The 15,839-nt window shown below is 32.1% G+C and carries 12 protein-coding genes; 2 read left to right on the forward strand and 10 right to left on the reverse strand.

Going from position 1 to position 15,839, the window contains the following annotated elements:
* Positions 1-8: 8 nt before the first annotated feature.
* Complete coding sequence (locus tag BC961_RS03795) at positions 9-644, reverse strand: LysE family transporter (protein WP_121924539.1); 636 nt, start codon at positions 642-644, stop codon at positions 9-11.
* 48 nt (positions 645-692) lie between these two features.
* Complete coding sequence (gene trmB, locus BC961_RS03800) at positions 693-1,370, reverse strand: tRNA (guanosine(46)-N7)-methyltransferase TrmB (protein WP_121924540.1); 678 nt, start codon at positions 1,368-1,370, stop codon at positions 693-695.
* A 220-nt stretch (positions 1,371-1,590) separates the two neighbouring features.
* Here trmB and BC961_RS03805 point away from each other — a divergent pair, with 220 nt between their 5' ends.
* The gene (locus tag BC961_RS03805) at positions 1,591-3,189 is read left to right on the forward strand and encodes a L,D-transpeptidase family protein (RefSeq protein ID WP_121924541.1); all 1,599 of its coding nucleotides are present in this window, start codon (positions 1,591-1,593) and stop codon (positions 3,187-3,189) included.
* A 1-nt stretch (position 3,190) separates the two neighbouring features.
* Here BC961_RS03805 and BC961_RS03810 read toward each other — a convergent pair whose 3' ends face one another.
* Together BC961_RS03810 and BC961_RS03815 are read right to left on the reverse strand one after the other, a co-directional pair.
* Positions 3,191-3,697, reverse strand: a complete 507-nt coding sequence (locus BC961_RS03810; RefSeq protein ID WP_121924542.1) for a nuclear transport factor 2 family protein — start codon at positions 3,695-3,697, stop codon at positions 3,191-3,193.
* Positions 3,698-3,708: 11 nt separating this feature from the next.
* The gene (locus BC961_RS03815) at positions 3,709-6,165 is read right to left on the reverse strand and encodes an AsmA family protein (RefSeq protein WP_121924543.1); all 2,457 of its coding nucleotides are present in this window, start codon (positions 6,163-6,165) and stop codon (positions 3,709-3,711) included.
* 475 nt (positions 6,166-6,640) lie between these two features.
* On the opposite strand from BC961_RS03815, the gene BC961_RS03820 reads away from it, so the two are divergent.
* Positions 6,641-8,233, forward strand: coding sequence for a L,D-transpeptidase family protein (locus tag BC961_RS03820; RefSeq protein WP_121925086.1), 1,593 nt, complete (start codon positions 6,641-6,643; stop codon positions 8,231-8,233).
* Positions 8,234-8,350: 117 nt separating this feature from the next.
* On the opposite strand, the gene BC961_RS03825 is transcribed toward BC961_RS03820, so the two are convergent.
* The 6 genes from BC961_RS03825 to mscL all read right to left on the reverse strand — a co-directional run bounded on the left by BC961_RS03825 (position 8,351) and on the right by mscL (position 15,763).
* Positions 8,351-8,665 (reverse strand): HPF/RaiA family ribosome-associated protein, encoded by a 315-nt coding sequence (locus BC961_RS03825; protein ID WP_121924544.1) that lies wholly within the window; start codon positions 8,663-8,665, stop codon positions 8,351-8,353.
* Between the two features lie 321 nt (positions 8,666-8,986).
* Entirely contained in the window at positions 8,987-11,089 is a 2,103-nt protein-coding gene (locus tag BC961_RS03830) for a prolyl oligopeptidase family serine peptidase (RefSeq protein ID WP_394345439.1), read from the reverse strand.
* 138 nt (positions 11,090-11,227) lie between these two features.
* Positions 11,228-13,435 (reverse strand): TonB-dependent receptor, encoded by a 2,208-nt coding sequence (locus tag BC961_RS03835; protein WP_121925087.1) that lies wholly within the window; start codon positions 13,433-13,435, stop codon positions 11,228-11,230.
* Between the two features lie 146 nt (positions 13,436-13,581).
* Positions 13,582-13,935: a hypothetical protein gene (locus tag BC961_RS03840; RefSeq protein WP_121924546.1), complete on the reverse strand. Its 354-nt coding sequence runs from the start codon at positions 13,933-13,935 to the stop codon at positions 13,582-13,584.
* Between the two features lie 77 nt (positions 13,936-14,012).
* The gene (locus tag BC961_RS03845; RefSeq protein WP_121924547.1) at positions 14,013-15,008 is read right to left on the reverse strand and encodes an aspartate-semialdehyde dehydrogenase; all 996 of its coding nucleotides are present in this window, start codon (positions 15,006-15,008) and stop codon (positions 14,013-14,015) included.
* Between the two features lie 335 nt (positions 15,009-15,343).
* A complete protein-coding gene (mscL, locus tag BC961_RS03850; RefSeq protein ID WP_121924548.1) occupies positions 15,344-15,763 on the reverse strand; it encodes a large conductance mechanosensitive channel protein MscL in 420 nt (139 codons plus the stop codon).
* Positions 15,764-15,839: the final 76 nt, after the last annotated feature.

The following is a 15,839-nucleotide window of genomic DNA, read 5'->3' on the forward strand; positions in this document are numbered from 1 at the left end:
TAAAGATTTTAATTCAAGTAATATTTTATGATATTGATCAAAGTAATTACTGATATCAGTCCCGTTATGCTCCCAATGATAGTATTCATATTTCGCATGAAATAATCGGTTTTATCCTGAATTTTTTGGAAGAAAGTAATGTAAAGATAAAATACCAAAAAAGAACCTAAAACTACTCCGGCGACAAACACTAAAATATGCGTTAAATCAAAGTAGAATAAATTGTAAGAAGCTAAGGTTACACTAACAAAAACGTAATAAGGAATTGGAAAAAAATTCAATGCCGATAATAACATTCCAAGAAAAAATCGAGTTGTGGTACTCTTCTTTTTAATTTTTCCTTTCTTCTTTTTAGGCTTTTTTGCAATAAATAAGAAATAAATTGACAAAGCAGAAAAGATTGCAAAACCGATTTCACGCAGTATAACAATCACATTAGGATGCTCCTTTATAAACTGAGAAAATAAGATCGCCAAAGAAGCTTGGAAAAAAATTACTAAAACAGCACCTAAAACAAACCAGTACGCACTTCGCTTTCCTTCCTTTAGATTTACTTTAGCAGCTGTCATATTGATTAAGCCCGGAGGCGTAATCCCAATCATAGCTGTAATAAAACCCAATAACAAAGAAGTGATTAAATTCATAGTCAAAATGCACGTGTCAAAAAAAAGGGAACTTATTTCAAAAATAAACTACTGCTTAATTTTGAATCGAATATACGTAATTGCTTTGTTAAATTCCAAATATTGTTTTTCGTAAAAAGTTTGAAAAGCAGTCACTTCTTCAGGGCTTCCCTCGTTTACATAAACATTATGATTAGCATATAAAACTTCGTGTCCTTCTCCATGCAACAACCCTAAAGTATAACCATGCATGAATTCACTATCCGTTTTTAAGTTTACGACTCCGTCTTTTTTAATAATTTTTTTATACAATTGTAAAAACTCAGAATTAGTCATTCTATGTTTAGTGCGCTTGTATTTTATTTGTGGATCTGGAAAAGTAATCCAAATTTCATCTACTTCGTTTTCAGCAAAAATATGATTGATTAATTCAATTTGAGTTCGAATAAACGCAACATTATGCAATCCTGTCTCTACTGCAGTTTTAGCTCCACGCCAAAAACGGGCCCCTTTAATATCGATTCCGATAAAATTCTTGTTAGGATATCTTTCAGCTAAACCAACAGAATATTCACCTTTTCCACAGCCTAATTCTAAAACTAATGGATTATCGTTTTTAAAGAAATCAGTATTCCATTTCCCTCTTAAAGGAAATAAATCTCCCACTACTTCCTCTCTACTAGGTTGAAAAACATTAGTGAATGTCTCGTTTTCCTTAAATCTTTTTAATTTATTTTTGCTTCCCACTTTTTTAAAATATTTCGGCAAAATTAAGGAATTATATAAGACCGAACAGCTAACCGTCAAAAAACGTTTTTAAAATTTACAGATTGTCTATTATACACTAGTTTTTATTTCGAAAAATACATTTTTAAAAACGCTACTCTTTCACTTTCAATTAGTAAGCAACTGCGTTTCACTTTTTATCGAAAGAATAATTCTATATCTTTAGCAAAACATTCCAATTATGAAGAACTTTACTTTATCTATTTTACTATTATTATTTAGTTTTTCGAATGCACATGCTTATCAAACCAAAAGTAAGACTGCTGCATCAAAAACTACTGTTGCTACCAAAATCCCTTCATCAAGAAACACGGTTAAAATTGATAATGTAATTATTTATAAATTTTTAACTCAATATCCTAAGTTAAAAACATACCGCAATGATTTACTTTCTTTATATAAAAACAGAAGTTACACCTCCATCTGGCTTAAAGGTGGTCGAGTTATTGAATTTGCTGATTTATTATACTCCAAAACTACCGAATTAGAGCAGGAAGGTTTGAATTCCAAATTTGCTTATAAAGACAAAGTGGACAACATTTTTAGTCAGCAATTAAAAAAAATTCCCGCTACTACTAACAACGAATTATTGTTATCGTCAATGTATATTTTCTATGCTAAAAAAGTATATAAAGGAATTGACTCTGACAAAATAAAAGAAATTGGTTGGTTTTTACCGCAAAAAAATCTTTCATACAGTAGCTTATTAACAACATTGCTAGATGATCCTCAAGCATTAAATAAAGATGAAAAATTACTTTTTGATCAATATTATAAGTTACGTGATGTTTTACAGAAATATCGTGAAATAGAGAGAAATGGAACGTGGAACTTCATTAAAAGAGACTCTTTAATACGAGAATATAAGCCAGGAGATACTGCAAAGACAATCGGCCAAATCAGACAAAGACTTGCTGTAACCGGAGATTTACTTCAGGATTCTAAGAGTGACGTATACGATGAAGAATTAATAAAGGGAGTTCTAAACTATAAAAAGCGAAATGGTTATAATCAAGATCCTGTCGTGAATTTTAGTCAAATTAATAGAATGAATGTTCCTATTGCGCAGTACATAAAAACGATTTTAGTCAACATGGAGCGTTGCAGATGGATTGCTCCTGAACTAACAAAAGCTCCTGAATATATTATCGTCAATATTCCTTCTTATAAACTTTTCTACAAAAGAGATGGCATAACCGAATTAGAATCTAATGTTTTTGTCGGTGGTACAATGAACGAAACCGTTATTTTTAGTGGCGACATTAAATATTTAGTGTTTAGTCCATACTGGAATATTCCGACAAGTATTGTACAAAGCGAAATAAAAACTGCAATGCAAACGGATAAAAATTACTTGTCTTCAAATGATATGGAATGGAATAATGGCAACGTCAGACAAAAGCCAGGTCCAAAAAACCCATTAGGCAAAGTCAAGTTTATATTTCCAAATTCAAACGACATTTATTTACACGGAACACCTTCAAAGGATCTATTTGATTCTGAATATCGTGCTTACAGTCATGGATGCATCAACGTCAACAAATCAGAGGAATTAGCGTTTTTAATATTAAAAAATGATCCCGACTGGCCAGCGGAACGCATTAGAAGCGCAATGGACGGCGGAAAAGAAACCACTTGTTTCTTGAAGAATAAACTACCGGTGCACATGGGTTACTTTACGTCATGGGTTAATGATGCTGGAGAAGTAAGTTTCTTTCATGACATTTACGAGCGAGATGATCGCCTAGCTGAATTATTATATTCTGATGAAGTTAAATAAATTATTTGCTAGCTTTTAATTTTTCTATCAATGCATCTTCAGAAGCTTTAATTTTTATGGCTTCTGTTGAATTTCCGTTTGGAAAAGTCATTGATAGAACATAATGTTTAATTTTCCATTGACCCGCTACTTTTACAAGTACTCCTGATCCACGACAAATTTTCATCTGCGTATTTAGAAGTTCATCAAACCAGGCTGTCTCGCCAGATTTATCAACAAAGACATGGCGTTCTAAGGAAGTAAAACTCCAAGCTTTCCCTTTGTCAAAATGCGGTTTTGCATACGCTTGAAAGTCTTTCTTATTCCAATTTTCTGTAGCATCAGTGCCAATGAAAATAGCATCATCAGTCATTAAATTAAAATAAGCATTGTAATTAGCATTAGATGCTGCTTTATGCCAATCGTCAATCGTACTATTAATTTCGTTTTTAACCGTTGTTTCATTTAACATCATTGTTTTGCAACTTGATACGGCCAGCACAATAAGTGCGAAAATTATTTTTTTCATAATTTTAAATATTATTTATGGTTTTTATTCCACTTAATTTTTATTTCCCCTTGTTCATCAACGGCTAGTAAATGAAGAACAATTCCATTATACCGTTTTTCTAACTTCTCTTCCTCGTCTGTAATAAAACGATCTTTTTTAGGGTTTCGCAACGGAATTGTCATCGCTAAATTAGTTCCACTTCCAAAAGAATATACACCATCTACGTCTATATTTAAGATATTAGAACTTACTTTCAAATTATTAACATCTATTAAATCACCTTTAATTTTGAAATTTCCTGACAAGTCGCTGAATATAATATTATTTACATTTCTAAAAGGAAAAGCGAATTTACCAATATTCGTTATAGGTTTAAAGTCAATCAGCGCGCCTTTTTTTACATCAAATTTTGCAACACCAGAAAGAGAATTTGTTTTCAATTGTCCTCCAGAAAGCAAAGTTCCTTTAACGGAAGCAGAAGCCTTTAAAGAGCCTTTTATATCTTTAGGTTCGAAGGAAGTAATTCCAAAATTATTTAACGCTGTGAGGAATTGAGCAATATTCACATTATTAATTTGCGTGTTAGACTCTAGTGCATATTGCTTATTTACAGGAGCTAATTTACCATCAAATGAAATCGTTCCTCCTGAACTTTGCAATGCGCCGTTTTTTACAATTAATGTATTATTGGTCAGCAAAATTGCTGCTTTAAGATTTGTAGCTTGCAATTTGCTATATACCATTTTATCAGCTTTTACATTGAGGACAACTTGGCATTTGTCAATAACGGCATACAATTGCTGAGAGAAATCATCCTTTTTTTGCTGCTTAGTCTTAACTGCAGGAGCCGAAGTGGTAATAGCGCCAACAACCTTTTTAACATCTAAAAATGGTGCGTAAATATCCCAGTTAACAATCATTTTTTCGGGATTTTCATAATACAACGTCATAAAGTTATCAATTCTACCATCCATAAAAACTGAACTCCGTTCATCTTTAAAATTAATTTTCTTGATTAGTAAAGCCTCATCTGTAAAATCAAGTTGAACATCTGTTTTCAAAAATTTTAAATTTCGTGGTCCATAATTCACAATCGCATTTTTGACATAAGCATTACCCGTAAATAATGGTTTCGTAATCTTTAAATCCATAACATCAAATTTGAAATCTAAATTCAATGTAGCTTGGCCATTTGAAAAATGCATTAAATCTTTATTTATCAACTCGTTTAACTTCGATACAGCGAAATCAGCTTTAAAGCTCCCTGCCGCGCTCGTTTTTTCTAGATTAGAAATAATCCCTATTGGAATCGAAAATGGAATGGTTTTATATTGACCTGAAAAATCAGTTATACTTATAGTTGAATTTATATCATTGCACCCTTTTCCCTTTACATATTGATTCGTAAAAGTGGCCTTAAAAGTGCTATTCGTTATAATTCCATCTGGTATTTTGAGTTCGTTATCAACAGTTTTTGTAGAAACCACGATTTCAGGATCTCCAGTAGCGTTCATGTCACCTATTATTGTACAACCTACATTGATTGAGTTTTTTAAATCAAATTGATTGAGTTTTTCAGTAATATTAGCACTTAGTAATTCCGAAGCATTGCGCCATAAAATATCTGTTTTAATAGCTATTGAAAAAGGTGACTTTTTAGCATCTAAACTAAAATTAGCTTTTATATCAAAAGTTTCTTTACCAATTAACAGCTTTTCGGTTGCTACGTTAATTTGGTTTTTTACTTCCGAATAATCTACTTCAAGAACCCCTTCAACCATTTTATCTTTGATAAAACTACCGCGCTGCGTATTGAAGGCCATATTCTTCGCAAAAGTTTTTAGATATAATTTCGTCGTCCAGTTATTATTCTTGAATTTCACATTGCTTCGCAAGTCGTTAATATCAAAATCAAACAACTTATTTCCTTGTTGGTTTTCTGATATAAAATGCACTTTGTGCAACAAGATTTCATTAATAGTAGAAGTAGTCGTACTTTCTGAATTTGTGGTTTTAACTTTAGATTTAAAAATAGAGGTATTTACAATTCCATCTTTTCCTTTAAATAAATGCAAAGTCGCTTGACTGATTTCTATTTTATCAACACTTATTTCATTTACTAAAAGATCAAGTACCGCTATTCTGACTTCAATTTGTTCAGCTGTTAATAATGTACGCTTATGAACAGAGAACAAACTGTCTATTACTTCAACTTGGCTTAAAGCCAAAGTCATATTAGGAAAGCCCTTTAGGAATTTATAATTAATATCTCCTATCTTAACTGTGCCAACTATGTTTTCATTAATTTTAGAATTAATTTGGGATACAATTTTAGCTTTATTGTTGTTAAAATAAATTGCAAAAACAGCAGTCGAAACGAATAGCAATAAAATAATCCCCACAAAGAATAATCCAATTCTCTTGAGTATTTTCTTGAAACTTTCTGATTTGAAAAAGATTTTACTACGTTCCCAAGATTCGTTCATACATTCTACTTTGCTATTTAGATTACAAGGTAACTAAAATTATTACTTTTTAAATTTTGAAATAGAAAAAGAGAATATTATTTACTTTTTTAAAAAACTCATTTCAGCCATATTTCAGCATTAAAATTAGAGAATTACATTATAAAATATGAAGACCTTACAACACTGATAAACAATAATTTATAAAACAAATTACTCTTTGTATCTACTTACATAATAAAGCAGTTAAATTGTATAATTTTTGGATTGCAGCGAACTGATTTATCAAAGATAAGTTTCGAAATAACATAAAATAATTTTCCAAATTATTCATTATAAAGGCATTAACTCACGCCGCACTTTTTATTATATTTAATTGGCGCAACTTTTGTTTCTTAGTTGGTAAGCTGCTTGATTTTAGACTAGTAATAGAGCAACAGATTTGATGTATTTTTGTACGTGATTGATGAATTTATCACGATTTAAAACTTTAGCTATGAAAAAAATATTTACACCTTTATTACTTGTTAGCTTCATGCTTTTAATTGTGCTCATTTCTTGTAAAAAGAAAGTAGAAAGTCAGCCAACCATTTTGCCAACAAGTTTAAATACTATAGATGTAGCTTTTGACAGCACACAAGTACAAACTTTCTTCACCAAGTATCCAAAACTAAAAACATATCAAAGCGATGTGGAAAAGCTATATCGCAAGCATCAGTTTCATTATATATGGTTTGATAAAGACGGACTAAATGAGTTTTCTGGTTTATTATATAACAAGGTAAACAATTTAAGTTCAGAAGGTATTGAAACAGCAATCCCATATAAAGATAAACTAGACGCTATTTATGACAATGCTGAAAATCATCAAAAAGCAGATATCGAAACTGAATTATTGAGTTCGTCGCTTTACTTTTTTTATGCAAACAAGGTTTACGATGGAATTGATTCTCAAAAATCAAAAGAATTAGGTTGGTTTTTGCCAAGAAAAAAACAATCATACGTGCATTACTTAGATTCTTTACTTGTCAATCCTTCACTGATTAATAAAAAAGAAAAAGGATTGATCAAACAATATTACTTACTGAGAGACGAATTACAAAAATATCAAAAATTAGAAAAAAAAGAAGACTTTAAAACTATTGTCTTAGATCCTAAAATAAAATCACTGAAGCCCGGAGACAGCGCTACAGCAATTGCACAAATAAGAAAATATCTGTTTCTAACAGAAGCTATTTCTACTGATTCTAAAAGCAATGTTTATGATAGCGAATTAGAAACAGGAATATTGAATTTTAAAAAGAGTAGTGGAAATGCTGCTAACAATATAATTTTACCTTATCATATTAAGTATATGAACGTCCCTATTGCGAAGCGCATTAAAACTATTATGGTTAATATGGAGCGTTGCCGATGGATATCTAGTGATATTACTAAATCTAAAGAATTGATTGTCGTTAATATCCCCGCATATGAATTAACTTTTTTTAGAGATGGTAAACCAGAATTGCGCTCAAAGGTTGTTGTGGGTAAAGCGATGCATAAAACCGTGATTTTTAGCGCTCCTATGAAGCACATTGTTTTTAGACCATATTGGAATGTTCCGGCAAGTATATTGAAGAACGAAGTTCTTCCTGCAATAGCAAAAAACCCCAATTATCTAGCGCAGCATAATATGGAATGGAAAGATGATTTTGTAAGACAGCGACCTGGCGAAACTAATTCCCTAGGTTTAGTAAAGTTCCTTTTTCCAAATTCTAATGCTATTTATTTACACGACACACCATCAAAAAGCTTGTTTAACCGCGATGTACGCGCATTTAGTCATGGATGTATCAGAGTTGCTAAGCCAAGAGAACTTGCTGTGGCGATTATGAAAAATGATCCTAAATGGAATGCTGAAAAGATTAATGCAAAAATGGATAGTGGAGATGAATATTGGTATACACTTAAAGATAAAATTCCAGTTTACATAGGCTACTTTACGTCTTGGGTAAATAATGATGGTGTACTTCAATTTTATGATGATGTATATAAAAGAGATGATGCGCTTGCCACTTTATTATTTGAAAATAAAGAATTAAAATAGAAAAAACTACAAGTATCTTTAGTTCACAATTTTGAATTGAACACATAAAAAAATGACACTAACTTATTTAAAAGTTAGTGTCATTTTTTTTATAACTAAATCCGATTTAAAGAATTTCTAGTATGTTTTCTTCTTTTCGAAAGTAGTTTCTAGTACTTTTTTAATTTTGTCTAATGCACCATGAAATGCTTTCTCAGTAGTATCAGCATGATTAGTAACAGCAACAGGTTGCATGTTTATGGGACGAGCTTCAATAAGACATCTTTTGTCATTTACTCCTGATTTATCACTATTTTCATCTCCAAGATGCACTTCTAAACGAGTTATTTTATCTTCAAAACGAGCTAGAGCTGTTTGTAATTCTTCAGAAATATAAGATTTTAAACGTGCGTTACCTTCTACGTTATTGTCTGTGTTGATTTGTACTGTCATGTTATATTTATTTATTGATTGTCTCTCAAATTTAACCAAATCATTATCAAAAAACGACTGTATTAATAAAACATTGTGAAAAACAATTAGAGATAAAATAATGTAGGTGATTAGATATATTCAATAGTATTACTGCTGTTTTAGTACTTTTCAAAGCTCTATAATTTTAATAATCAGAACTATATAAAATTCTACATTACTAATACGCGGGTTTGATAAGGACAAAAAAAACGCTATCCTTTCGAACAGCGTTTTTTTGAAAATATTATATTTTACAAACCTTATTTTAAAATCAAGCTCTGCACTATTAGAAGAGAAAAACTACTCTAATTTAGGCAATATAACAACTCTCATATTATAGAATGTAAATGCTTGAATATCTACATTTTCCTGAATTGTTGCTGCAACAGATTTTCCAGCTCCGTGACCTGCATTAATGTCAATTCGAATTAAAACAGGATTTGCACCCGTTTGTTTTTCTTGCAATTCAGCAGCAAATTTAAAACTGTGTGCTGGTACAACTCTATCATCATGGTCTCCAGTTGTAATCATCGTTGCTGGATATTGAATCCCTTTTTGAATGTTATGTACTGGAGAATATGCTTTTAAATAATCAAACATTTCCATACTATCTTGAGCCGTTCCATAATCATAACCCCATCCTGCACCTGCAGTAAAAGTGTGGTAACGCAACATGTCTAAGACACCTACTGCTGGCAAAGCAACTTTCATCAATTCTGGACGTTGTGTCATTGTAGCTCCTACAAGAAGTCCACCATTTGAACCACCGCGAATAGCAAGATAATTAGGTGACGTATATTTTTCAGCAATCAAATATTCTGCAGCTGCGATGAAATCATCAAATACATTTTGCTTTTGCATTTTTGTTCCTGCATCATGCCATTTTTTACCATATTCTCCACCTCCACGTAAATTAGGCACTGCATAAACACCACCATTTTCCATCCATACTGCATTTGCAATACTGAAACTTGGCGTCAAGCTAATATTAAATCCACCATATCCATAAAGCATTGTTGGATTAGTTCCGTCTAAAGTTAATCCTTTCTTATGCGTAATAATCATTGGGATTTTAGTTCCATCCTTCGAAGTATAGAAAACTTGTTTTGATTCGTACTGCTCGCTATCAAAATCCACTTTTGGTTTTTGGTATACAGCTGAAGTTCCTGTTTCTGTCTCGAATGAAAAAGTAGAACCTGGCGTAATGTAGTTCGCAAAAGAATAATAAAGTGTTTTTTCTTTTTTCTTTCCACCAAAACCTGCTGCAGTTCCTATACCTGGTAATTCAATTTCACGAATCATTTTTCCAGAATAATCATATTGTTTAACTACGGAAACTGCATCTTGCATATAATTAGCAAAGAAGTAACCTCCACCAGTTGAAGGAGATAATACGTTTTCAGTTTCTGCGATGAAGTTTTTCCAACTTTGTGGCTTTGCATTATTTAAGTCAGCAGTAACGATACGCCTGTTTGGCGCATCTAAATCTGTTACAATAAACAACTTAGATCCTTCATTTTCAATCACACTGTTAGCACTATTAAAATTGTCTACAAGAGTAACAATAGGACTATTTGCTTTTGATAAATCTTTGATATATAGTTCATTCCCATAAGTGGAATTAGCTGCCGTAATTACTAAATAGCGATTATCATCCGTTACGCTTCCACCAACATATCTACGTTTTTTGTCTGCACCAAAAATTAGTTTATCAGTTTTCTGAGCTGTCCCTAATTTGTGGAAATATAATTTGTGCTGATCTGTTTTTGCAGATAGTTCGCTTCCTTCCGGTTTATCATAACTTGAGTAGTAAAAACCTTCATTTCCTTTCCAAGAAACACCACTAAATTTCACATCTACAATTGTGTCTTCAACAATTTTTTGAGAAACAGCATCCATGATAATTACTTTTCTCCAGTCGCTACCGCCTTCTGAAATGGCGTACGCAACTTTCGACCCATCTTTAGAAAAATCTAATCCTCCTAACGATGTAGTTCCATCTTTAGAAAAAGTATTTGGATCAAGGAAAATAGTTTCATTTCCTTGTGCATCTTTTCTATATAAAACCGATTGATTTTGCAAACCGTTGTTCTTGTAGTAATAGGTAAATTCTCCCTCTTTAAATGGTGCGCCTATTTTTTCGTAATTCCATAATTTTTCCATTCTAGCTTTAAGTACGTCTCTAAACGGGATTTGAGCTAAATAATCATAAGTGACTTTATTTTGGGCTTTAACCCAAGCACCTGTTTCAGCAGATTTATCATCTTCAAGCCAGCGATAGGGATCAGAAACTTTACTATTAAAATATACATCTACCGTTGTACCTTTATTGGTTTGCGGGTATTGAATCGAATTTGACTTTTGATCTTGAGCAAAAGTTGCTAATGTAGAAGTCACAGCCATTATTAAAAAAGTTTTTTTCATTAGATTCTGTTTTAGGTTATTACAAAAATAGACAAATAGTTAGCTCTCCTCCTATGTGGAGTCTTAAATAAAACTAAAAAGCATTACGCTATCACGTAGTGCTGTTTAGACAGTAATTTACAAATCAAAATTTACACCTAGAACGATGGTTCTTCCTATGTTAGGAATACCATCCGTTTTAAGACGGGAAAGATGCGCAATATATTTTTTATCCAATAAGTTATTGCCATTCACACTGATATCGAATACTGTTTTACCTAATTTCATCGTTCCTCCAAAACCTAAATTAAGTAAAGTGTAACCATTTGATGTTGTTTCAAAACCACTTACATTTTTTTGGTTGAAAGTGCTGGATACATTTAAAGTTGCATATCCATCTTCCAGTAAATTTTTAATTTTAAATTCTGTTCGAATAGTGTTATCCCAATTATTTGCTGGAATTAATGGCAAGTAATCATTGTTTTGTTTTTTCCCAGTTACGGTTTCAAAACTAGTTTCAAAATGCAACCAATCCAATGGATGTGGATGTAAATGCAAACCTACCTCGCCACCATACAATTTAGCGTTATCTTGAATATAATCAAAAACTAGATTTGTATTTATCGTTTCTCCAGTCGCCGAAGTGTAAATATAATTATTAATATGATTGTAAAATCCATTTACAAAAAACTCAAAATGACTGTTCTTATATTCTAAATTTAAATCGGTTTGAATGTTTTGCTCCGTTTTTAAGTTGGTATTTCCCACCTCATATCTATTAGTTCCTTCATGAACTCCATTTGAAGTTAACTCAGCTAAATTTGGAGCTCTAAATCCTGTCGCGATGTTTAGACGCAAAGTCAAATCATCCACTAAATTAGTTTTATAACCTAAAGCAGCGTTGAAACTATCAAATGATTTATCGACCGCTTCAAACGATCCTTCCTCGCCTGCAATTCCTTGAGCTTCTGTTTTAATATTTCTATTATCAAAACGCAGTCCTGCCTGCAACACATTGCGATTCCATTCATAATTAGCAGTTCCAAAAACACCAAAATCATTTGTTACTGCATCCGGAATTAGATATTCTTCTCCTGAATTTCTGTTGGTCTGATGCATTCCCTGAACTCCGACGATAGTTTCAATTTTTCCCGTTTTTGGTAAATGGTATTTTAAATTATAATTGAATGTTTTTAATTTCATGTGCAAGGCTGCGTCGTTACTATCTTCAAACTCGCTTCGATCATTTGCGATATACCCTAAATCCAGATCGATTTTTGAATTTTCTAAATAAAATATAGAGTTCAAACTTAGTAAATGATTAAAAATTCCTTGCTTTGGAAATTCTGTTTTTTTACTAGTGCTCTGTTCGGCAATTCCTTCCTCTGGAATTCCTAAATCTAATTTATTGTAATTGTAACGTAGAACTGAAGAAAATTTAGAGTTACTATAACCAATACCTGTTTTAAAATCAGTTTCGTTGTAACGCGTATTGGTAACTCTCTCACCATCAGCAATTTTATAATCAGAATGGGTGTTATAACTTCCACGAGTCATAAATTTCCAATTATCAGTTGATGTTTTCAATCCCAGTGAAGTGTTACTTCCGAGAGTATTTGAAAAATATTTTTGGCTAAAATTAGCTTTAAAGGTATTTGCATTAGCAAATTTCTCTGGGTTAAAATAGAGCACGCCACCCAAAGCATCCGAACCATATAGTAGCGAAGCGGGACCTTTGATAACCTCAACACTTTCTACTCCCGCATCATTTAACCCTAAACCGTGCTCATCACCAAACTGCTGATTTTCTATTCTAACACCTTGCGAATAAACTAAAACTCTGTTTCCACTCAAACCGCGTATAACTGGCTTGCCAATAGAAGCTCCGGTTGAAACTTGAGAAACCCCTGGAATAGTCGCTAATCCTTCGATTAAAGTTGAAGTTCCTTTTCTTTGTAAGTTTTTAATAGTTTCGTGTTCTACTTTCATCACGTTTTGTGATTGAATTTTATTAAAAGCGGTAGAAACAATTACCTCATCCATTTCAAAAATCGCTTCCTCAAGTAAAACGTTTAGAATAATTTCGTTAGATCCTATACTTACACTTTGATTCTGAGTTGCGAATCCTAGCATAGTAAAATTGATTTTCAAGGTTTTATTAGGCAAATTAGAAAACTGATATTTCCCATTTTCGTCTGTTGTAGTTCCTTTATGCAGTTCTGAAATTGATACGGAAACGCCTTTAACAGGTAGGTTAAACATATCAGTTACAGTACCTGAAATTGTATTTTGCGCTTGCAAAAGTGCAGATGTTCCCAAAAATAGGGCTATGATAAATTTTTTCATTGAAATGATTATAGTATTTCGCGTTTCGGCTTGAGCCAAAAAAAGATACCGTAAACGGAAATGTGATTTAAATACAGTAAGTGCTTCGCAAAATCAAAGACGTGAAATTGCGTAGAAAAAAAAATCTGAAATAAGCTGAAATAAATTTAGCTTAAAGTATTTATTGGAGGACCTCGAAGGGAATAAGAACTGCCAGAAAAAGTAATTACAATTTTCTGATCAATGCTAAAATAAGGTATTTCGGCATTAGATGAATATAGCTGATAGCTTACGTTTGTGGGTGTAATGTAGCTGCCAAGCGTAAAATGACATACATAACAATGATCAATATTATGATGTTCATGCGTAATTTCAGCACCTGAAACATTATACTGATGCTCGCAATGCTTTTCTGAAAGTTGCTTTGAAATATGCTCATACGTATGCAATGATTGAAACAGTATTGAGAACAATACCGTAAAAACCAAGGAAAGACTTAATATGAGCTTGTTGCTTTTCATGTTTGGCAAAGGTAGTAAAACAAAAAACTACAACTGTAAAAGTTGTAGTTTTTTAATTCTATGTAAATTCAATGAATTTAAACCAGTTTTGCAGCTACTAAATATTCTGCAATCTGTATAGTATTTGTCGCCGCTCCTTTTCGTAAATTATCTGCTACAATCCACATATTCAATGTGTTTTCTTGGCTTTCATCTCTACGGATTCTACCCACAAAAACATCATCTTTACCTTGTGCGTACATTGGCATTGGATACGTATAAGTATCATTATTGTCTTGAACAACTATTCCATCTGTGTGATGCAAGATGCTTCTCACTTCACTTAAGTCAAAATCATTCGAAAATTCAATATTTACCGCTTCGCTGTGACCACCTACTATTGGCACACGAACAGCAGTTGCAGTAACAGCTATCGTATTGTCACTTAATATTTTTTTAGTTTCACGAACTAATTTCATTTCCTCCTTAGTATATCCATTTTCTTCAAATGAGTCACATTGAGGAATTGCGTTTCTGTGAATTGGATATTTATAAGCCATTTCACCTTTTACTCCGGCGTACTCATTTTCTAATTGTGCAACCGCTTTTACACCAGTTCCAGTAATTGACTGATAAGTAGAAACGACAACGCGCTTAATATTATATTTTTTATGCAAAGGAGCTAGTACTAGAACCATTTGAATTGTAGAACAGTTTGGATTTGCTATAATTTTATCTGCCTTTGTTAATTCGTGAGCGTTAATTTCAGGAACAATCAGTTTTTTAGTTGGATCCATTCTCCAAGCAGATGAGTTATCAATAACTGTAGTTCCTGCTGCTGCAAATTTTGGAGCCCATTCTAATGAAGTATCTCCACCTGCAGAAAACAGAGCAATATCTGCTTTCATATCTACGGCAGTTTGTAAGCCAACAACGGTTAGCATTTTACCATCGAATTCAATTTGTTTACCAACTGATCTTTCAGAGGCTACGAGAATCAATTCGTCGTTAGCCGAAATAAATTTTCTTTCTGCTAATACTTTCAACATTACTTCGCCAACCATTCCGGTAGCACCAACAACTGCAATTTTCATAGTATATTTTTATTATTGAATATAAAATTTGAAAAACAAAAGTAAGTAATATTCAAAACAAAACAAGGTAGTTAACAAAAAATAACAAAATGTTTAAAATATAACAATTAATAATTAAGCTATGCTTACAAACTCATTAAATGAATATTATGCGTACAGAATTCAGTCAAAATAAAAAACTTAGTCCAATTGCTGATCATCAATTCATGTTGCAATTGAAATTATTCTAGTAAAACTTTTTCCTGCAACTTTAAATAAAACCCTAAATGTGATAAAAAAGAAAAACCGTCTCAATTACGAGACGGTTTAGATTAGAATATATAATGTAGCGGAAATTACTTCTTTAACAAATCTCTAATTTGGATAAGCAATTCTTCTTGTGTAGGTCCTACTGGCGCTACAACAACAACAGCCTCTTCTTTTTTCTTCGCTTTTTCAGCTGCTCTTAAAACAACAAAAATGAAGAAAGCAATAATTACAAAATTAATAATTGCTTGAACTAAATTTCCGTAAGTTATTACGGCAGCTCCTGCAGCTTTAGCAGCAGCTAGATCTGGATAAGAATTACCATCAAGTGTTATGAACTTTTGCGTAAAGTCTATACCTCCAGTAATCAAACCTACGATTGGCATGATTACATCATCAACTGCCGATCCGACAATTTTACCAAATGCTCCACCAATAACAACGGCAGTAGCTAAACTAATTACATCACCTTTCATTAAAGATGCTTTAAAATCACTAAAAAATCCCATAGTTTTCTTTTTTTTTGTTAGAACTGCTTTTTGTGTAAAAGCAAAAATAGTTAAAAAATTAACATTTGTATATCTA

This window comes from Flavobacterium weaverense (genome assembly GCF_003688495.1).
Classification (GTDB): domain Bacteria; phylum Bacteroidota; class Bacteroidia; order Flavobacteriales; family Flavobacteriaceae; genus Flavobacterium; species Flavobacterium weaverense.